This is a genomic window from Aliivibrio kagoshimensis (genome assembly GCF_050337105.1).
GTDB lineage: Bacteria > Pseudomonadota > Gammaproteobacteria > Enterobacterales > Vibrionaceae > Aliivibrio_A > Aliivibrio_A kagoshimensis.
In genome coordinates, this window is sequence record NZ_JAKJSQ010000005.1 from 158,532 (window position 1) to 179,467 (window position 20,936).

At 43.9% G+C, this 20,936-nt stretch carries 19 protein-coding genes; 10 read left to right on the forward strand and 9 right to left on the reverse strand.

What is annotated here, in order from left to right:
• The first annotated feature begins 40 nt into the window (after positions 1 to 40).
• A complete protein-coding gene (gene fbp / locus L4C32_RS03355) occupies positions 41 to 1,054 on the forward strand; it encodes a class 1 fructose-bisphosphatase (protein WP_428195431.1) in 1,014 nt (337 codons plus the stop codon).
• 174 nt (positions 1,055 to 1,228) lie between these two features.
• Positions 1,229 to 1,756 carry an inorganic diphosphatase gene (gene ppa / locus L4C32_RS03360; protein WP_428195432.1) on the forward strand — a complete coding sequence of 176 codons (528 nt, stop codon included), beginning with the start codon at positions 1,229 to 1,231 and terminating at the stop codon, positions 1,754 to 1,756.
• On the opposite strand, the gene tamB is transcribed toward ppa, so the two are convergent.
• Both tamB and tamA read right to left on the reverse strand, forming a co-directional pair.
• Positions 1,753 to 5,505 (reverse strand): autotransporter assembly complex protein TamB, encoded by a 3,753-nt coding sequence (gene tamB, locus L4C32_RS03365; RefSeq protein ID WP_428195433.1) that lies wholly within the window; start codon positions 5,503 to 5,505, stop codon positions 1,753 to 1,755. The two genes, ppa and tamB, sit on opposite strands and share 4 nt — an antisense overlap.
• Positions 5,502 to 7,223 carry an autotransporter assembly complex protein TamA gene (gene tamA, locus L4C32_RS03370; RefSeq protein ID WP_428195434.1) on the reverse strand — a complete coding sequence of 574 codons (1,722 nt, stop codon included), beginning with the start codon at positions 7,221 to 7,223 and terminating at the stop codon, positions 5,502 to 5,504. Before tamA ends, tamB begins: the two co-directional genes overlap by 4 nt.
• Before the next feature lie 199 nt (positions 7,224 to 7,422).
• Here tamA and msrA point away from each other — a divergent pair, with 199 nt between their 5' ends.
• Positions 7,423 to 8,052: a peptide-methionine (S)-S-oxide reductase MsrA gene (gene msrA / locus L4C32_RS03375; protein WP_428195494.1), complete on the forward strand. Its 630-nt coding sequence runs from the start codon at positions 7,423 to 7,425 to the stop codon at positions 8,050 to 8,052.
• A gap of 69 nt (positions 8,053 to 8,121) precedes the next feature.
• On the opposite strand, the gene L4C32_RS03380 is transcribed toward msrA, so the two are convergent.
• Positions 8,122 to 8,331 carry a DUF1107 domain-containing protein gene (locus L4C32_RS03380; protein ID WP_428195435.1) on the reverse strand — a complete coding sequence of 70 codons (210 nt, stop codon included), beginning with the start codon at positions 8,329 to 8,331 and terminating at the stop codon, positions 8,122 to 8,124.
• A gap of 233 nt (positions 8,332 to 8,564) precedes the next feature.
• Here L4C32_RS03380 and L4C32_RS03385 point away from each other — a divergent pair, with 233 nt between their 5' ends.
• From L4C32_RS03385 to L4C32_RS03415, 7 genes are all read left to right on the forward strand, one after another.
• On the forward strand, positions 8,565 to 9,116 hold the full coding sequence (locus tag L4C32_RS03385) for a YtfJ family protein (RefSeq protein ID WP_428195436.1): 552 nt from the start codon (positions 8,565 to 8,567) through the stop codon (positions 9,114 to 9,116).
• Between the two features lie 99 nt (positions 9,117 to 9,215).
• Complete coding sequence (locus L4C32_RS03390; protein ID WP_428195437.1) at positions 9,216 to 9,500, forward strand: DUF2607 family protein; 285 nt, start codon at positions 9,216 to 9,218, stop codon at positions 9,498 to 9,500.
• A 50-nt stretch (positions 9,501 to 9,550) separates the two neighbouring features.
• On the forward strand, positions 9,551 to 10,060 hold the full coding sequence (locus tag L4C32_RS03395; RefSeq protein WP_428195438.1) for a ZrgA family zinc uptake protein: 510 nt from the start codon (positions 9,551 to 9,553) through the stop codon (positions 10,058 to 10,060).
• Positions 10,061 to 10,189: 129 nt separating this feature from the next.
• Positions 10,190 to 10,882, forward strand: coding sequence for an ABC transporter ATP-binding protein (locus tag L4C32_RS03400; protein WP_428195439.1), 693 nt, complete (start codon positions 10,190 to 10,192; stop codon positions 10,880 to 10,882).
• A complete protein-coding gene (locus L4C32_RS03405) occupies positions 10,879 to 12,138 on the forward strand; it encodes an ABC transporter permease (RefSeq protein ID WP_428195440.1) in 1,260 nt (419 codons plus the stop codon). Before L4C32_RS03400 ends, L4C32_RS03405 begins: the two co-directional genes overlap by 4 nt.
• Positions 12,139 to 12,151: 13 nt before the next feature.
• Complete coding sequence (locus L4C32_RS03410; RefSeq protein ID WP_428195441.1) at positions 12,152 to 12,634, forward strand: DUF3299 domain-containing protein; 483 nt, start codon at positions 12,152 to 12,154, stop codon at positions 12,632 to 12,634.
• A 304-nt stretch (positions 12,635 to 12,938) separates the two neighbouring features.
• The gene (locus tag L4C32_RS03415) at positions 12,939 to 13,844 is read left to right on the forward strand and encodes a TIGR03899 family protein (RefSeq protein ID WP_428195442.1); all 906 of its coding nucleotides are present in this window, start codon (positions 12,939 to 12,941) and stop codon (positions 13,842 to 13,844) included.
• A 44-nt stretch (positions 13,845 to 13,888) separates the two neighbouring features.
• Here the strand turns inward: L4C32_RS03415 and cysQ are convergent, their stop codons facing one another.
• Genes cysQ through cysG form a run of 6 tightly spaced genes read right to left on the reverse strand, consistent with a single transcriptional unit; the run spans position 13,889 to position 20,848 of the window.
• Complete coding sequence (cysQ, locus tag L4C32_RS03420) at positions 13,889 to 14,629, reverse strand: 3'(2'),5'-bisphosphate nucleotidase CysQ (RefSeq protein WP_428195443.1); 741 nt, start codon at positions 14,627 to 14,629, stop codon at positions 13,889 to 13,891.
• 42 nt (positions 14,630 to 14,671) lie between these two features.
• Positions 14,672 to 15,292, reverse strand: a complete 621-nt coding sequence (cysC, locus tag L4C32_RS03425) for an adenylyl-sulfate kinase (RefSeq protein ID WP_428195444.1) — start codon at positions 15,290 to 15,292, stop codon at positions 14,672 to 14,674.
• A 33-nt stretch (positions 15,293 to 15,325) separates the two neighbouring features.
• On the reverse strand, positions 15,326 to 17,053 hold the full coding sequence (locus L4C32_RS03430; protein ID WP_428195445.1) for an SLC13 family permease: 1,728 nt from the start codon (positions 17,051 to 17,053) through the stop codon (positions 15,326 to 15,328).
• 4 nt (positions 17,054 to 17,057) lie between these two features.
• On the reverse strand, positions 17,058 to 18,491 hold the full coding sequence (gene cysN, locus L4C32_RS03435) for a sulfate adenylyltransferase subunit CysN (protein ID WP_428195446.1): 1,434 nt from the start codon (positions 18,489 to 18,491) through the stop codon (positions 17,058 to 17,060).
• Between the two features lie 10 nt (positions 18,492 to 18,501).
• On the reverse strand, positions 18,502 to 19,410 hold the full coding sequence (gene cysD / locus L4C32_RS03440; RefSeq protein WP_428195447.1) for a sulfate adenylyltransferase subunit CysD: 909 nt from the start codon (positions 19,408 to 19,410) through the stop codon (positions 18,502 to 18,504).
• A gap of 10 nt (positions 19,411 to 19,420) precedes the next feature.
• Positions 19,421 to 20,848 (reverse strand): siroheme synthase CysG, encoded by a 1,428-nt coding sequence (gene cysG, locus L4C32_RS03445; RefSeq protein WP_428195448.1) that lies wholly within the window; start codon positions 20,846 to 20,848, stop codon positions 19,421 to 19,423.
• Positions 20,849 to 20,936 lie beyond the last annotated feature (88 nt).

The following is a 20,936-nucleotide window of genomic DNA, read 5'->3' on the forward strand; positions in this document are numbered from 1 at the left end:
CCAATGACATCCAATCATAAATGATTACTAAGGATAGAACATGTCACAGACCAGAACACTAGGCGAGTTTATTGTTGAAAAACAAAATGATTTTGCCCACGCCAGTGGAGACCTTTCTTCCCTACTCGGTTCGATTAAACTTGCTGCAAAAATCGTAAACCGTGAGATAAATAAGGCCGGATTGGTCGATATCACAGGTTCAGTCGGCAGTGAGAATGTTCAAGGCGAAGAGCAACAGAAATTAGACTTATACGCTAACGAAGTATTCAAATCTGCACTCGAAGCACGAGATCAAGTTTGCGGTGTGGCGAGTGAAGAAGAAGATGAAGCAGTTGCCTTTAACAAAGCGTTAAATCGCAGTGCAAAATACGTAGTATTAATGGATCCACTTGACGGCTCATCGAACATTGATGTCAATGTTTCAGTCGGTACCATCTTCTCTATCTACCGTCGTATCTCTCCAGAAGGCACTCCCGCAGTAGAAGAGGATTTCCTACAGCCAGGTAACAAACAGGTTGCGGCAGGTTATGTTATCTACGGTTCTTCAACCATGTTGGTTTACACCACAGGTAACGGTGTTCATGGCTTTACTTATGACCCATCGTTAGGTGTATTCTGTCTCTCTCACGAAAACATGCAGATCCCTGATGTGGGTAAAATTTACTCAATCAATGAAGGAAACTACTTCCGTTTCCCTCTTGGAGTAAAAAAATACATCAAGTACTGCCAAGAGAACTGCCCTGAAGAGCATCGTCCATATACCTCTCGCTATATTGGATCTCTGGTTGCCGATTTCCACAGAAACCTATTAAAAGGGGGGATGTACCTCTACCCAAGTACGCTCACTCACCCAGATGGTAAGTTACGTTTGCTGTACGAATGTAACCCTATTGCGTTAATTATGGAGCAAGCGGGCGGCAAAGCAACCGATGGTAACCAACGTATTTTGGACATCGACCCTAAAGAGTTACACCAGCGTGTTCCTTTCTTTGTCGGCACAACCGATATGGTCGACAAACTTGAGTCTTTCCTAAAAGAGAGCCCAGGCCACTAAAATCCCTAGGCCATCATTCGTCAGTATTGATGGCCTAACACTCCACCGCTACCTCCCTGTTTCTTCTATCACTTTCTGAGTCAATTAGTAGACTTTCTCACCAATCCTGACCACACTCATTACTCAATGATTTCATTTCTTTATTAATTTCTATCTAATCTAGAGGAGTTACCAATGAGTTTGAATGATGTTCCGGCAGGAAAGGATCTTCCTAATGATATTTATGTGGTGATAGAGATCCCCGCTAATGCCGATCCCATTAAATATGAAGTGGATAAAGAGAGTGGTGCTATTTTTGTCGACCGCTTTATGTCAGCTCCTATGTTCTATCCGTGCAATTATGGCTACATTAACCACACCTTATCGTTAGATGGTGACCCAGTAGATGTTTTGGTTCCCACTCCCTACCCACTGCTGCCAGGCGCTGTTATTCGCTGCCGACCTGTAGCAGTATTAAAGATGACAGACGAATCAGGGGAAGATGCGAAAATCCTTGCCGTGCCGCACAACAAACTCAGTAAAGAGTATGACCACATTAATGATTTAGCCGATCTCTCTGAGCAACTGAAAGGGCAAATAACGCAGTTTTTTACCCATTACAAAAACTTAGAAGCCGGTAAATGGGTAAAAGTTGATGGTTGGGACAACGCACAAGCGGCTCGGGATGAGATCACCTCTTCCTTTGAGCGTGCTCACTCTTAATTAAACTCAAACTGATAGAGCAGATCTACCGCGCTGTCTAATCCTGAAATCGCCTCAAGGTACAATCCTGTAAGTAGGCGATAACGCACAGTAAATTCCCCCATAGAATCGAAGATACCAACACCATATTTAACCTGAAGATCTGAGGTAAGGTAACCACTTACTGTGACTTGTGAATCATCACCTGAACCAGCAGTATCGAGCGCCAAATCTTGAACACCAAACGCCTCACCGATCTCACCGACTACCTTGCCACTCTTTGCTAAGCTTAAGCCAATTAGCGCACTCGTCATCGCACCACCACCCGCTTCTCCACCAATATCTTGCCCCCTCAATAGATAAGAGAGTGCGTTTGCCTGAGGCATTGATGGCTCAGAGAAAATATCGACTTTAGGTTCATCAGCCGCTCCATTGACTCGAATTCCAGCAATTACATCATCTTGAGTATTATCGGGATTCCTGATGGCTTCTATCGCAACATATGGTTGATCTGCCGGTCCATTAAACAGTATGGTTCCTTTATTGATCACTAAATCTTGGCCAAAGGAGCGATAGGTGCCCTTTTCAATATTAATCTCACCGCTAATAAATGGCCCTTTGTCTTGTTGGCTCACATTAAGGTTACCGATTAAATCTCCCTCTAACCCAAAAGTAGCGATTTGAACGTCATCTCCAATCAAAATATTAATATCGGTTTTGACCTGCATAGGGAAGGGCTCACCCGTTTGAAGGGGCTGCAAATCAGCATTTAATATCACCTCATCTTTTGATGGACTGACCGCACTCTCTGGTAAGTTTTCAACCACAATCCGCCCCCAAGGGATCACGACTTTCCCATTTATTTCTGCTAATTTTGGGGTGACTGATAAGGTAAGATCCGGCTGTACTTTCAGCTTAACTTCAGGCGGTAAATTCACCTGTAACTCATCACCTGATACCTTAACGCCAACGCGCCAAGCGGCTAAATCAACCCAATCAGCATCGCCGATTACCTTGAGGTCTCCATCAGGAGTACTGATAGCTGACTGTAGTGCAGCGCCATAACCTGAAAAGTCCAATTGAATCTCACCATTATTAATATCAATCGGTGAGACCCCGCCTTTCATTTCGATGTTATCAATACTCAATCCCCCATATAGCTTAGGTTGAGCTAGGGGGCCGTTTATTTTTACATTCGAATTCATTACTGCATTTAAGGTACTGTATTCCCCTAAAAAAGGTTGTAACTGCGCCAAAGAAATCGCATCAATACTTAACGTACCGTCAATAGATTTGTTCTTTTGATCTACGGGAGAGATGAGAGCATCTCCCGTTATTTGGCCATTATCGGTAAGATCGATTAACCAGTCTATATTGAGCTTATCCTGCTTTATCTCTGCATTCAGTGAAATAGCATTCCAACCGAGACTCAGCACCTCATCCATATCTTGCTGTAACACACCGGAAGGAATGTCAACTTTCGCTTTTAATTGTGGCGAACGATCAGGCGCCCATTTCGCCCACACCGTCGCATTCAGCTCTGCATCAATGCTGGTGTTTACGGGCATAAAGGGTTTCAGTGTATTAAACATAAAATGTTGGACACTGACGGACGCCTCCCCTCTCTCTCCTACTTGCAGATCTCTATCTAAGCAGATGGCACTCTTACCTTGTCCCCAGCAGTGTGCCCCCACCATCATTGAATGGTTAGTAAGATTATAGTTCAGTTTCGCCGCTCGATTTAAGATCCAATCCCCCAGCTCAGTGCTAATGTCAGCTCGGCTTAGTTCCCCTTGCCAACCCGTTTTACGGTTGAAATCACCTTTGAGCAACAAGCCTAATGTGAGAAGTTCAGAGTCCGCGGTTATCGTCAACTGATGCGATTCTTCACTGCCTTGCAACCCCATAGTTAACGCGTTGAGACGTTTTTGTTGATACAAGCCACCTTTTGCGACGACATCAATATCACCACTAAAACGTGGCAGAGGCGATACTCCTCCTTTTACCGTCAACTGCTCTAACTTTGCTTCGTTCTGCCAATTTAAGCTCATGACTGACAGATCTAGATTAATATCAGGAGTCTCCAGCAGACCAGATAGACTGATCTCACCAACTGCTTGGCCTTGTAATTCAGGTACCGAGGCGGATAGTTCAGGAATATCAATATCAACGTTCATTGCCCAAACATGATCTAACTGCCCAGTTACCTGAATCGAGTTGCTGCCATGTTTTAAGACTAAATCATCCAGTTTAATCTGCAGATCCCCCAGACCGGATTCATCGCTAGCCATTAATGACCCATGAAGGTCTAATGGATATTCACGAATTACCCCTTGGATATCCAACAACGGAACCGTCACCTTCCATCCGCCTTGCTGCGTTAATGAACCTTGGGTCGTGATACCGCCATTTAACACACCTTCGACTTCTGGCCATTGCAGGCCTGGTTTAATGGTTGATAACGTCAGATCAGATTGCCAGTTGAGGGGTTGCTGCCAATTAACCATCACCTGACCCGCTATCTCACCGCCTAAGGTTTTAACAACAACGTCAGATATTGAGATCTGTTTTAGATCGCCCTTTGCTTGTGCATCTAACGTTATATCAGGGAGCTCAGTGCCTTGAAGATCCCCTTGCAGAGATAGTTGGTACCCTTCTAAGTCTCCTTTAGTAGAGAGCTTAGAGAGCTGTATCTGATAATCAGGTGTCGAGTTCAACGGCCAGCGAAGATCACCATCATGCAGGATCAGCTCAAATGGTAACCTTGGTTGCAGTGGTTGAACGCTTCCTTCAAGTGTCGCTTTTAACATACCATCGAGCTGAGCTGAGAGTTCCAGTTCGGCTACGCTCTTAGTGGCATGTAATTGAAGCGTATGTCCTTTCAGTTCACTCTCTTTTAGGGTTATCACCCCTTGTAAATCTAAAGGATAATCCCCCATCAAAGCGATTTGACTGTTTAGCTCCACACTTAACTGCGGCATATCAAGAGTAAGATCGCTAACCGATACCTGATGCTCTTTCGCCTTTGCACTGAACGCTAAGCTGTTGACGATAATTGGCTCATGCTGTTGTAAGGTAAAGTCTTGCAGTTTCAAAGAGGCGAGATCCACTTCAAGCGGTATTAACACCTCTGGCAGCTCAATGACAGAAGGTGAGGCATCTGCCACAGGAGCCGGTTCGTCAACACTCTTTTGCTCTGCAAGCTGCACAATCACACTCTGCCATGTTACTGGCGAGATCATTAATCGATGGCCGCTCATGGTTAAACCTGTCGAAAAGCGCTGCCAACTTACTTGATTACCCAAAATATTAAGCGCTATATCATTGAGTACTATTTGATTAACTTCCACCGGTATTGGCGACTCTACCTTCCTTAACGGTTCACTTTCTGTGGTGGCCTGATTAGAAGATGAAGAGATAGGTAAAGTCGGCATTGAAAAGACAACACCTTCGAGTTCAACCGCTTCAATGCATATTTCTGGATTCAAAAGACAAGATGGCATAATTGCTAAACGAAGCCGTTTAATGGCGATATCGATCGTATCACCATCAGAAAAAGAGAGACCTGTGAGCGTAAAATCAGAAAGCAAAGCACCGGAGTTCTCCTCTATCTGTAATTCAGGTAGTGCTTTTTGAGCCCCCCATAACAGAGCGTTTAACCCCAAGTTAGTCCACAGCAGCGTGGATAACAGGAACATCAATACCACCAGCATAGCAACAACGGCTATACCGCACCTAACACCCCATTTGTTAACTGTTTTTAGGATCATATTTCAGGCCCTAACGAGAAGTGAATATGAAACTCTTCACCTTGAGGTTGTTCCAATCCCCAAGCAAAGTCTAAACTAACGGGACCCACAGGTGATCCCCAACGAATACCAGCGCCGACACCCGTTTTCCACTGCGGAACAGAGGCCCACGCATCACCATAATCGACGAATGTCGCTAACCACCAATTCCCTACCACCCGATATTGATACTCAAGGCTTGAGGTTGCCATATATTGGCCCCCTGTTAAGAAACCGTCACTGTCTTTCGGCGAGATCTCTTCATAACCATAACCTCTTAAACTGTTATCTCCTCCAGCAAAAAATCGAATCGATGGTGGCAGACTGTCGAACTCATCAGTATAGATAGCGCCAACGTCAGCACCGAATAGTCCCCTATGGTTCTGACCAAGACTTCGGATCCAAGTCGTATGAGCTTGCACACGAACCAAGCGTGCATCAGAAGATAGTGCCGGATCAGTGCCTTCAAAAGTGATCGACTTTCTGTCGCCCCACATTGGCATCATCCCACCGCGACTTCGAGTCTTTGACAATGTAATACCCGGCAACACCAGCCATGAAGAGCCATCCTGTTTCCCTTGCGTAAACTCTTCATATAAAAGTCGTGTAAACAGGGTTCTATGCCAACCAGAGTCCAACACCCAGTGCCTCTCAAAGGCCAAGTTCGACTCTAAGCTGTCCGTGTCTCGATCATCAATATTTTTCATTCCGTACTGCACAATATAGTAATCACGCAATACGTTTTCTAATGGGATTTTATACGCAGCGGTCACTGTTTGTTCGGGATTGGAGATGGACAAACTGGTCTTTAAACTGTGTCCATAACTGTTTAGCCACGGTTTCTTCCAGTTGATTTTTCCTCTGATGCCAACGTCCGTTGAATACCCAATACCGGTTTCAAGAAGGTTTTTAGTTTGAGGGCTCAAATGCACCTGCATCGGCAGCTCACCGCTCTGACTGACATTGTTAATATCTGGCTCCACCAATACTGATGAAAACCACTCAGTGTTAGAGAGGGATTGATTAAACTCTCCCACTTTACTGGCTAAATAAGGATCGCCACTTTGATAAGGGATTATAGATTGCACTCTGTAATCTTCAATTTGAGAGCCATCAATGAAGGTTTTTCCAAAAAAGTATCGATCTCCACTGTCATAGTGCAGATGCACAAAAGCTTGCTTTCTCTCTGGAGAGACCTCTAAACGAGTAACGCTAAAGTCACCGTCAAAGTACCCTTTTCTTAACGCTAAGTTTCGTAGTCTTGTTTTTAGAGCGTCGTAGTTTCCGTGATTTAACACCGCTCCTAGGTTCAAACCTGAATTAGCAACCGCTGCAATAAATTCTGGATCAAATTTCGCCTCTCCGTCAATAATAATATCGCTATCATAAATGGACACAGGCTCACCTGGAATAACATTAACAACCAATAGTCGACTTCCCTGCTCACCACTTACATTGAAGGTAATCACAGGATCATAAAAACCTAACGCTTTTAGCGCCTCTTTAATACTGGTTTCTACTCTAGATTGAAAACGTAATGAGACCGAGTACTCGTCCTCGGGAATGGCCGATAAATAGGCTTCGACATTCTCCTCTAGATCACCATCTAGTCCCTCTACACTCATTTCAGTCTCAGCCTGAAGGGTAAAGGAGAAGGTTGCCATCAGCAGTACAGCGAATAGCTTAATCTGTTTCATCATTTTCGATTACAAGCCACTATTTAATGAGAGATATCCAATAACGATATCGAAACGATACAACTTACACAAACTAGCAGAAATGATTGCTTTCCTAAAGAGCAACATACTAATATGACTAGAAATGAAGAGAAACCATCATCCATTGCGCAACGCCGACAATGCCACTTAATACTCCATTCAAGGACTCAACATGACGCAGATGAAACTACAGATGGTTACCGCTCAAAGTGCCCTCCCGGGTAATCAGCAACAGATCACACCGCAGCAGATGCACTTTGTACATAAGGTATCCATGCTGCCACCCGCTCCCAAAGGACATCAATCCGTTCTGTTAGGCATGGGATGTTTCTGGGGAGCAGAGCGTTTTTTATGGCAGATAGAAGGTATCTATTGCACCTCAGTCGGTTACAGCGGTGGCTTTACCGTTAATCCAACGTATGAACAGGTGTGTAGTGGCCAGACAGGCCATAGTGAAGTGGTTAATGTCACTTATGACCCAGCAATCACCTCATTTGAAGTTCTATTGGTTCATTTTTGGCAAAATCATATTCCGACCCAAGGTATGCGACAAGGCAATGACCTAGGCACTCAATATCGTTCTGCTATCTACTGCAACACTCAACAACAGGTCGATATCGCGGTAGAGAGCCGCCATCAGTATCAAGCTGCACTTACTCATTCAGAAGAGCAACACGATGAGATTACCACTGAGATATCATTGGCTGGTCCTTATTATTTTGCTGAAGAGTACCATCAGCAATATCTAGCTAAAAATCCTCAGGGTTATTGTGGTTTAGGTGGAAGTGGGGTCTGCTTCCCCGCTGAGTAAATACCCTCAATAAAAAAGAGAGGCCATTAAGCCTCTCTCTTATCAATCAATTATTAATACCTTTGCTGGCTAAGCGGGCATTGCCGCTAAAGCATCAATTTGTAGATTCACCTCTTTCATTACCAGTAGTTTTAACTTGCTATTCCGGCTAGGTAGCAGCAACTTTCCCTTATCAAATTCGAAAACGCCAACTCCTTTGATGTAGATTCGTCCTCGGAAGAGTGTTTTCACGAATCTTGCTACTTGCATTGGTCGATAACTTTTAAAAATCCGTAACATGGTGATACCTCATTAACGCTAAGGTTTATTATTATTCTTTGATGACAAAATGTGTCATCACGATCACTATAGTAATTATAATCGATTTATCAATAAGCACTAAAAACAACAAATCTATAAAAATTTGATAACATTATATTGTTGWGCGAATTTTATCGCAAAACAGAGGCTGTTTTTTGTGATCAACCAATAAAACAATAACAAATACCAAAATAAATCAATTGGATAAAAATATGACTATCAAAACCCTTTGCATACTCCTTCTTTCTATACTTCCAGTAACAACATGGGCAAGTAACCTCACTATCGGCGAAAATGTGCCACCTGTTGAAGTGCAATCTCATGGTGAACTCATCATTCAAGATAGCGAAATCATCTATCAAGAGTGGCAATCATCTATGATGCTCGGCAAAGTTCGAGTCATCCAAGCAATCGCTGGACGAAGCAGTGCAAAAAAAATGAATGCTCCTTTAATGACCGCAATAACCGCTAAAAAGTTCCCAATAACTGACTATCAAACCACAACTATCATAAATCAAGATGATGCCATTTGGGGAACAGGGGGATTTGTCCTCTCAAAAGCAGAAGACAGCAAGCTGGAGTTTTCGTGGTCTTCATTGATTGTTGATGAAGATGGCGTAGTTGCACAATCTTGGCAATTGGAATCAGATAGTTCAGCGATCATCGTTCAAGATAAAAATGGAAATATTCTATTTTTCAAACAGGGGTCACTTAATGATGACGAGATAGCGAAGGTTTTGACACTGATTGAACAAGCCATTTAATCTGACTGTCACCTTGTTAGTTTACCCTCTATTTTACTTGCACTATTCATGTGATGTTATATTATCACATGAATAGTTAATCCCACTTTAAAAGACAGTATGTTAAGACGAGAACAACCAAACAGATGGCCAGCATGGGGATTAGTCGTACTAATTCTCCTTCTTAGTCATACGGTTATTTCTCACCAATATGATCTCGATACGTCTAATCATACTGAGCACAACTGCTCTTTGTTTCATGCAGCAACTCACGCGCTAACTCAGCACATTGACCATTTTGAACTCCCCAGCTATCAATCTATTTTAACTTCAGCCCCACGTTTTCATACCATCGTGATTGAATCTATTTCAAGTAATGCCCGCTCACCACCAAATAGGTTTTAAATTTATTACTACACCCTTAAAATTTATTACTTACACAATTTGGAGAAGGTATGTCTGCCTATTTTCGATTAACAAATGCTGCTATTTTAGCGGCGGGAATGACCGTAACATTTTCATCATTTGCTGATCATCATCAACAAGAATTTATCCAACATCAAGCGCATCAACACGGTATCGTAGCCATTAATATTGCACAAGATGACCATGACTTATTGTTAGAAGTTACTGCGCCTGGCTCTGATGTTGTTGGCTTTGAGCATCCACCAGAGACGGAACAACAGAAATCCCAACTAGAAACAGCGATTCGTATCTTAAAGCAGCCCGAAAGTGTCTTTATCCTCCCTAAGTCAGGGGCTTGTACCGTTGAACATGTTTCTGTCACGCATACACTAAACGAGCACCACTCTGACGAAGAACACGAAGAACATCATGATGAGCATGAACATACCGAACATGCCGAACATGCCGAACATGCCGAACATGCCGAACATGCCGAACATGCCGAACATGCCGAACATGCCGAACATGCCGAACACTCAATGGTTTACTCTTTTCCCTAATAGCCAGAAAGCGGATGTCCATCTCTTAACTGACCATGGACAAGTCGCCACATCTCTGGATAAACAGCATTCACGCATTAACTTCGAATGATTGGACTAGGAGGTGGCAACACCTCCTAAATAGACACAATGAACATAATCGAATTGAATGATCTTCGCTATCACTGGCCTAACAAAGTCCAGCCAACCATTGATATCCAGTGCTTTTCTGTTAAAAAAGGAGAGAAGCTCTTTATCAAGGGAGCCAGTGGTAGCGGTAAATCAACGCTACTCAGTCTGCTTGCCGGTATTATCACCCCCACATCGGGCCATATCCATATTCTCTCCCAAGAGTTGAATAGCCTGACGAATACTCAAAAAGATCGATTTAGAGCAGACCACATTGGTTATATCTTTCAACAATTTAACCTGATTCCCTATCTATCTGTGCTTCAAAATGTTCTTCTTCCTTGCCAGTTTTCATCGCGTCGAGCTAAGAATGTTGGCTCTGAACTGTTCACGGAAGCAAAAAGAGTATTACAGCAACTTCAGCTGCCAATTGAATGCATTGATACTCCCGTCACTGAGTTAAGTATTGGACAACAACAGAGAGTCGCTGCAGCAAGAGCCTTAATAGGTCGCCCAGAAATCTTAATTGCAGATGAGCCTACCTCCGCACTGGATCACGACAATCGCACCGCGTTCATTCAACTGTTAATGAGTGAGTGTGAAGCCAGCGATACCACGCTATTGTTTGTCAGCCATGACCCTAGCTTAGAGCCTCTATTTGATAGAAGTGTGCGTTTAGAGCAGATCAACTATCTTGCTGGAGAATCCGTATGACCACTATGCTAAAGCTCGCTTGGCAGAGCCTAACCAACCGAAAAACCACGGCGATTCTGACCATAGTGACCGTTGCTATCTCAGTCCTCTTATTATTAGGGGTAGAGCGCATTCGAACTCAAACTAAAGAGAGTTTTGCTAATACCATCTCTAACACCGACCTCATTGTTGGAGCCCGTTCAGGTCAAATCAATCTGCTGCTCTATTCCGTATTTCGAATTGGAAATGCCACCAATAATATTGATTGGCAAAGCTACCAAGCGATCTCGAAAAATCCGGCGGTAAAATGGGCGATACCTATCTCGCTAGGAGATTCTCATCAAGGCTTTAGAGTGATGGGTACCAATCAAGACTATTTCCGCTTTTACCAGTACGGTAAAAAACAACCATTAACCTTTAAACAAGGTAATGAATTTACACAGACATTTGAAGCTGTTGTTGGCGCAGATGTGGCAAAAACCTTAGGTTATGAACTGGGGTCAGAGGTGATCATTGCCCACGGTATTAGCGATCAATCCTTTAATAGGCACAAAAACTTACCTTTTAACATCGTAGGAATACTGAATCCAACAGGCACACCGGTTGATAAAACCGTTCATGTCAGTCTCGAGGCCATTGAGGCGATTCATGTTGGATGGGAGTCAGGCGCACACCTTGGAGCCTCTCCTTCTCAAGAGCAGCTGAGTCAGCAATCTTTGGCTCCTAAGCAGATAACCGCCTTCATGTTAGGACTCAAATCCAAAATTCAAACCTTCGCCCTTCAGCGTCAAATCAACACTTACCCTAACGAGCCACTTAGTGCCATTATGCCGGGTATTGCGCTTCACGAGTTGTGGTCAATGATGTCAATTGCTGAACAAGCACTGCTTGCCGTTTCTGCCTTTGTGGTGATAGCGGGACTATTAGGTATGTTAAGCAGTTTGTTGACCAGCTTACAAGAGCGGCGACGGGAGATGGCGATACTGCGCGCTATGGGGGCGCAACCAAAACATATCTTCTCGCTGCTGATCAGTGAAGCTTTTGTCTTAACCGCACTAGGTATCACGTTAGGTGTCATTGCGCTGTATCTACTGCTGGCGATAATCAAACCCATCAGCCATAGCTACTTCGGCATCAACATTGAATTGACCCTGCTAACCTCATACGAGCTAACGTTAACCGCAGTGGTGCTCGCAGCAGGAACACTCATTGGCTTTATTCCCGCATTTAGAGCTTACCGACACTCACTCTCAGATGGCATGACCATACGAATATAACAGGAGAAAACCGATGAAAAGATTACTACTGATACTCTGTGCACTTTTACCCTTAAACGGGATGGCCAATGACGTTTTGACTTTAGATTGGATTGATCTGATCCCTGAAAGTGAGAAGCAGCACTTTGATCCTCAAGGTATGCCAACGATCAACCATAATGGTGATGCATTACCGCAATCAAAAATAGGTCAAGTGAGAGAGGAGTTAAACGGAAGCATGGTGAAAATACCAGGCTTTGTTATCCCTTTAGAGGGAGACTCTGATGTCATCACCGAATTTCTGCTTGTACCTTATTTTGGCGCTTGCATCCATGTTCCGCCACCACCACCGAATCAGATCATCTACGTGAAATTTAAGGAAGGTGCACCTGTACAGCAACTGTGGGATGTCGTTTATATCGTAGGGACATTAACCACGCAATCTATTGACCATGAGTTGGCTCAAACGGGTTATCTGCTGCAAGGAGTAAAAATTGAAGAGTATGATGACGAATAACCATCACAAAAGATTAACAAACGAAACATAAAGAGGAAAACGGCAGATTAAGCGATGAATTCAGACAAATACACTAATACAAATAGGTATCCAAATAACAAACTTGTAAGCATTAAATACTTTCTAACTTTATTGTCTACAGGCATTTTCATAGATCCTCCTCCAACTGGGTATAAGTTAACAAATTGTTATGAGTTTGAATAGTGAATTTTGATTGAAACGCTAAAATTGTGCCATTATTCGCAGACAACCTCTGCAAAAAATGCATTAATGTCCTTTTTTCTCCCATAGGTTGAGGTCTGAAATGTCGGTTCCAGAAACACCCGTCGTGATCGATCAAGATCCCTCTTCAGAGAAGAAGGGCAAAACAAACGGCAAAAAAGATAACTACGTCGTTAGTAGTGATCGTCGAATTCGTGATATTGCGAGTCATCACGGAATCAATGCTAAGCTCTCTAAACCAGATGCAGAGAGCTCTCTATTAAAACGATCTTTGCTTCGTGATAAAAAACTGCGAGAGCAACGTCAAAAGAATTTAGAGACGATCATTCGTTACAGCCACGATGTTTGCCAAGACGAAACGGCTGGAGATCCTGACCAAGATTGGTTATACCGATTTTTTGATATGGCACAGGATATCCATGACAGTTCGATGCAAAAGTTGTGGAGTCAGGTACTAAAACAAGAGGTGGTAACTCCTGGTTCTACCTCTTTAAAAGCTCTGAAAGTTCTTAAGGACATGACACAGAGAGAGGCGCATACCTTTCAACGTGCAGCGTCGTTAGCTTGCAGCTTTGGTCAAGACAATAGCAAAAAATTATTGATGGGCTACAAGTGTTCAGGGAAACTGACAACCCTGTACAAAACCGACGGACCGCATCTCATTCCGTTAGGCAATTTCAAACTGCCCTATTCAAGCCTACTGCTATTGATTGAGTTGGGGTTACTGCTAGGTACTGAGCTTGAGTCTGGTGAGATAGATACAGAAGTCTCTCTTCCTCTGGCCTATCAAGGAAAACACTTAACGCTACAGCCCACTCAAAAAGGGGCTCGGCTGATCTATTATCGCTTTAGCCCAACGGGAGCTGAGCTATGTAAATTACTCGGCAACAAACCGAATAACAGTTACTACGATCAGATATCAGCGCTATTAAGCCAACGCTTTATTGTGCAAAGTGATGCCAACTCAAGTATCCATCACACCGTATAAAAAACCTCCTATAAGGAGGTTTTTTATTGGTTCTTAACGACCTGCTATACCGATACTAAGAAGTGGTCATTAAGCAGGTCTTCACGGTGATAACTGAGCTCGGAGCCATCTAGTTTGGTCACAGTCGCTCCTGCACTTTCAGCGACACACTGGCCAGCAGCGGTATCCCACATCATAGTTGGACCTAAGCGTGGATAGTATTGAGCACGTCCCTCTGCCACTAAGCAGAATTTCAGTGATGAACCAACCGAGGTCATCTTATGTTCCCCTAACGCCGCTAAATACGCCGCCATATCAGGACTTGGATGAGAGCGGCTGCCTACTACCGTAGGTACGGTTGCAGGGCGAACCTGAATCTTCTCTTGACCTGACTTCGCAACAACCCAAGCCGATTTACCATTTGCTAACCAGCTTTTCTCTAAAGCGGGAGCATGAACCACAGACAGCACCGGTTTGCCTTCATCAATCAGAGCAATATTGACGGTAAACTCGCCATTTCGACGAAGGTACTCTTTGGTTCCATCCAGAGGATCGACTAACCAAAATTTACCCCAATGTTGTCTCTCTTGCCAATCCGTATGTGCTGACTCTTCTGACAAAATAGGAATATCAGGCGTTAGAGCTTCAAGTTGGCTAATGATCACAGCGTTAGCAGCTAAGTCTGCTTCAGTGACTGGACTGTGATCCGGTTTCTCTTGAACGTTTACATCAGAATGATACCTATCCATGATTGCCTTACCAGCTTCAAGTGCAATCTCATGAATTGAAGTTAACAATGCGTCCATTCTTGTTCCTTACGTCAAAGTGATCGATTAAATCATCAGATATTAAGCAATAATCTGATGCTGCTTAAGAGCATCTAAACACTGCTGAACCAATTGTTCAATAGTAAACTCCCCAGCGTGTAAATTAAGCTCTGGATTTTCAGGAAGCTCATACTCAGAATCGATACCCGTAAAGTTAGGGATCTCGCCTGCTCTGGCTTTTTTATACAGACCTTTTGGATCGCGACTCTCGCACACTTCAAGGGGAGTATTAACAAAAACCTCAATGAACTCCCCCTCGGGCAATAAAGAGCGAACCAACTCCCTCTCTGCTCGGTGAGGTGAAATAAACGCACTTAAGACAATTAAGCCAGCATCTGCCATCAATTTTGATAACTCACCAATTCGACGGATATTCTCTCGGCGATCTTGAGTCGAAAAGCCAAGATCTTGACATAACCCATGACGAACATTATCACCATCAAGCAGGTAAGTATGATAACCACGATCGACTAATGCACTCTCTAGTGCCCCCGCAACGGTCGATTTTCCTGAGCCTGAAAGCCCAGTAAACCACAAAACAGCAGGCCGCTGTTTTTTTAAACCAGCACGGATGGATTTATCCACTTGATGCTGATGCCAAATCACATTTTCATCTCGATCTGATGTTATCTTGTTTGTCATAATTGAACCTAGGTTGATGCTCAAACAGCACCTTTAAAATGGGAAAAAATAGGGAATTAAGGTTAATACCAATAGAGAATAAACCAGTGACATTGGCAAGCCTATGCACAAATAATCTTTTAATTTGTAATTACCAACACTGTAAACCAGCAGGTTGGTTTGATACCCATATGGGGAGATAAAACTCGCACTCGCACCAAATAGAACCGCCATAATAAACGGCATCGGATCAACGCCATATCCCAAAGAAATACTATAAGCAATGGGAAATGAGAGTGCCGCGGCAGCATTATTGGTCACCAACTCTGTCAATACTAAGGTCAGCAGATACACCGCGACCAGTGCACCAAATACCCCCCAACCATTAAACGCATCAATAAAAAGTTGGCCCACTTTTAATGACAAGCCAGTAGAGAGCATCAACTGAGCAACCGATAATGCCGAGCCAACAATCACCACAATATCAATGGGAAAACGCCGTCTTAATTCAGACATGGTGACAATACCAAACGCCAACAGCAGTAACATATAAACGGATAGCCCTTTAATGATCGGTAGCACATCTAACAGGGCCAATAGGATCACGGAAGCAAAACCCGCCAACACTAAACCGCTCTTTTGGCTGTCCAATTTGGCGCTAGAATCAAGATCGTTAACCAGTACAAATTCTCTGGACAGCTTTTGTTTGTTGGCTTCAAAGGTTTTTCCTGGTACCAGAACTAAGGTATCACCCGCTAACAGTTCGATATTACCAAGCCCACCTTCTAAACGTTCGTGCCCGCGACGAATCGCGACCACAACCGCATCAAAACGCTCACGAAACTGTGCAGATTTAATGGTTTGTCCCCGAATACTACCAGAGTGACTGACCACCACTTCTAATAAGTTTTGTCCATTTAAGTGGCGCTGACCAAACAGATTTAATCCATTGATCTCTTGCAACGTTGCAACACTTTCAACATCACCACAAAACAACAGTCGGTCTCCGGCTTCTAATACGGTATCAGGTTCAACCGGAGCCATGGTTTGACCGTTTCGAATGATCTCAGCCAGAAACAGTCGACGCAGTGCCCGTAATTTGTTTTCAGCGATCGATTTACCAACCAAAGCTGACCCCATTTCCACTCTTGCTTCTAAGAAATAGGGCAGATCATCTTGAGAACTGTCGTCATAATTAGGCAACAGGTAGCTCATCGGAATTAGCAGCACTAAACCACCAGCTAACACCGCTAAACCAATCAGGGTTGGAGTGAAAAAGCCTAGACTCGGCAACCCAGCATCAACCACAAAGCTATTGATGATCAAGTTGGTTGATGTGCCGATTAAGGTTAAAGTGCCGCCTAAAATGGCGGCATAGGAGAGTGGGATAAGTAATTTAGATGGGGCGTGTCGTTGATTGCGCTTTATCGCACCAATCAAGGCCACGACCACCGCTGTATTGTTGGTAAACGAGGAGAGCAGTGCAGTAGATAGGCCAAGTTTGGTAATAACTAGCCCTAAACTGCCTTCTGAAATTTGACGACCGACCCAGCTGATCAATCGTGTTTTTTCCAATGCGCAGGAGGCAAGGATCAACAACACTAGTGTTAACAGTGACGAGTTAGTGAAGTTTTTTGCAACCCCTTCTAGCTCGATGAAACCGAAAATAAATGCAACAAATGCCGCCCCTGCAAATATAAAACTCGGTTTCAAGCGACTCACGATAAGCAGAGTCACAATCACCATCAATAGAACGAGAACGAATCCTTGATCCCACGACATTGACTTACCCTAATAATTTACTGATATCTTTGGCATCCCAGTGTGGGAAGTGCTTACGAACCAACGCATTAAACTCAACTTCAAAGGCACTAATATCGCCAATGACAGGTTGCGCACTTTCTGCCAATACCTCACTGATCATGCCGGCACCCACCGTCACATTCGTTAGGCGATCAATAATAATAAAGCCACCAGTATCGGCGCAATTCGCATAACGGTCAACCGCCACGGCTTCTGTCAGAGAGACCTCACACAATCCAATGCCATTTAAAGGCAAACTTTGAGCATCGAAGGTATTAAGGTTATTAATATCAATCTGATGTTTCACCGCATCAATTTGACCAACGGTCTTTTTACCCGCGACTTTTATGTCATATTGACGGCCTGGTTGCAGATCTTTCTCTGTCATCCAAACAATATCCGCTAAGAAGCGATTACTTGGGGTTAATGTTGAGTCTAAACCAACCAGAAGATCGCCACGGCTGATGTCAATTTCATCTTCTAAGGTGATGGTGATCGCCAACCCTGCTTGAGCTTGTTGTAACTCCCCATCAAAGGTAACAATAGAGGCCACTTTCGAGGTTTTTCCAGATGGCAGTGCTTTTATTGCATCACCGATCTTCACCGTTCCCGAAGATAAGGTGCCAGCAAAACCACGAAAATCTAAATTTGGACGATTAACATATTGCACAGGGAATCGAAAATCGCCCTGCGTTTTATCCTGATGTACATCCACCTCTTCCAAGATTGACAGTAATGGCTGACCAGTGAACCATGACAGTTTCTCGCTGTTATTAACCACGTTATCACCTTCAAGTGCTGACAGTGGAAGCAGTTCAATGTTCAAATTCGGGTTATTCAGTTTGGCTGAGAAGGCCAGGTACTGCTCGCAGATTTCATCAAATCGTTGTTGCGAATAATCGACCAGATCCATCTTATTAACCGCCACAACAAAGTGACGAATACCCAACAGACTCGCAATATAAGAGTGACGACGGGTTTGATCCAATACCCCTTTACGCGCATCAATCAAAATCACCGCCACATCACAAGTCGAAGCACCTGTCGCCATGTTTCGTGTGTACTGCTCATGCCCCGGAGTATCGGCAATAATAAACTTACGTTTCTGTGTTGAAAAATAACGGTAAGCCACATCAATCGTAATGCCCTGCTCTCTTTCCGCTTGTAACCCATCAACTAATAACGCTAAATCAGGTCGATCACCCGTGGTGCCTACTCGCTGACTGTCAGAATGTACCGCCGCCAATTGGTCGGCATAAATCTGCTTTGAGTCATGCAGTAGGCGTCCTATTAGTGTACTTTTTCCATCATCAACAGAGCCGCAGGTTAAAAACCTCAGCATAGATTTATGTTGATGTTGCTGCAGGTACTTCTCAATACCAAGCTCTGCCAGCTGCAGTTCTACTTCGCTGTTCATTGTTCTCTCCCTAGAAATAACCTTGGCGTTTCTTCAATTCCATTGATCCCGATTGATCATGATCGATCGCTCGACCTTGACGCTCACTGGAGGTCGCCACCAGCATCTCTTCAATAATCCCTGGTAATGTATTGGCTTCAGACTCAACCGCACCAGTCAGTGGATAACAGCCAAGTGTTCTAAAACGCACATCTTTATGTTCGATTTTTTCCCCCTCTTGCAGCTCTAGTCGTTCATCATCAACCATGATTAACATGCCATCGCGTTCAACAACGGGACGCTTATCGGCTAAATAGAGAGGCACAATGTCAATATTTTCTAAGTAGATATATTGCCAGATATCCAACTCGGTCCAGTTAGACAGAGGGAACACTCGAATGCTCTCACCCTTATTGACTTGACCATTATAGGTTTTCCAAAGCTCAGGACGTTGACTCTTAGGATCCCAAGTATGGTTCTTGTCACGGAATGAGTAGACACGCTCTTTAGCACGAGACTTCTCTTCATCACGACGCGCACCACCAAAAGCCGCATCGAAACCATAATGATTAAGCGCTTGCTTTAATCCTTGAGTTTTCATGATGTCTGTATGCTTTGACGAACCATGAACAAACGGGTTGATGCCCATTTCAAGACCTTCTGGGTTCTGATGTACCAAAAGGTCAAATCCATACTTCTTAGCGGTTTTATCGCGAAACTCAATCATCTCTTTAAACTTCCAGTCGGTATCAACGTGAAGCAGTGGAAAGGGGATTTTGCCTGGATAAAAGGCCTTTCGAGCCAAATGCAGCATCACTGATGAATCTTTACCAATAGAGTACATCATGACTGGGTTATCAAACTCAGCAGCGACTTCGCGGATAATATGAATACTCTCCGCTTCAAGTTGCTGGAGGTGGGTTAAACGTTGTGGGTCCATCTCTTCGTCCTTAAACAAGGTTCGCTACAGCATCCATACGCTGCGGCTGAGCATCATGCTCTCCAAACCATTGTAATTTATCTGATAATGTCACAACTTCACCAATCACAATCAGTGAAGGTGAGGCTGCATTTTCTGCTAACTCTGCCAGCTGATGCAGCTGACCTTTGAACACTTTTTGAGCCGCTTGGGTACCGCGTTCAATGATGGCTATCGGAGTAGTCGCACTACGGCCATGCTCAATAAGTTGTTCCTGAATATGTGAGGACTTCATCAGCCCCATATAGATCACCAAGGTTTGATTACCGACGGCAGCCGCTTTCCAATTAACGGTATTGCGCTCTTTTTTCTCATGACCCGTAATAAAAATGGCTGATTGCGCATGATCACGATGCGTTAATGGAATGCCTGCATACGCTGTAGCTCCAGCAGCAGCAGTAATTCCCGGTACCACTTGAAATGGGATATTCGCATCAAACAGCACCTCTAACTCTTCGCCACCACGGCCAAACATGAAAGGGTCCCCCCCTTTTATACGCACCACTTTTTTGCCCTGTTGCGCGTATTTCACTAATAGCTGATTGGTGGTCTCTTGAGGCACACTGTGAAAACCAGCTTTTTTTCCTACACAGACAAGTTGGGCATCACGTCGCGCTAGCTCCATGATCTCATCAGAAACTAAGTAATCGTAGAGCACCACATCAGCTTGTTGCATCAATTGCAGCGCTCGTAAGGTTAATAAACCAGGATCACCAGGGCCAGCCCCAATTAATGCCACATCTCCACGAGACTGACTCCGCTGAGAAGATTGTTGCACCAGTAAACTCTGTAGCTCTTGCTCTGCACGGCTCTCTTTACCAGCAGCAACGAGATCAGCGAAACGACCGTTAAATGCAGTTTCCCAAAAATGTCGACGTTCTGAAAAAGAGTGGATTCGTTTTTTTAAGGTTTGACGAAATTCGCCCGCAATGGTCGCCATTTTTCCTAAATGCTGTGGTAATAACGCTTCAAGTTTTTCACGCAATAACCGCGCAAGAACGGGGGCTTTCCCAGAAGAGGAGATCGCTATCATGATAGGAGAGCGATCTACGATAGAAGGAATAATGAAACTGCAACGCTTAGGGTCATCCACGACATTAACCAATACTTGACGTTGGTTAGCCGCTTGGTAAACCCGTCCATCAATTTCTCTATTCTCAGTGGCCGCAATCGCTAAGAAAACTGGATCCAAATGTTCAGGTTCAAACTGCTCCGCAATGTGCTTTACAGTGCCTTGTTCAATTAGCTGCGAAAATGCCTCACACGCTTTATCGGTGATTAAGCTGACATCTGCTCCCGCTTTGATGAGCATTTTTGCTTTGCGCAAAGCAATGTCTCCGCCACCCACTACCAAGCAAGGGCGTTTTTTCAAATCGGTAAAAATTGGCAAATAATCCATTACGGCCATCTCATTCAGTCAATGTTATAAGCACTATAAACGGCTTTAAATATTACCTGAAATTCYAAAAGAATATTTTTTATTCCTT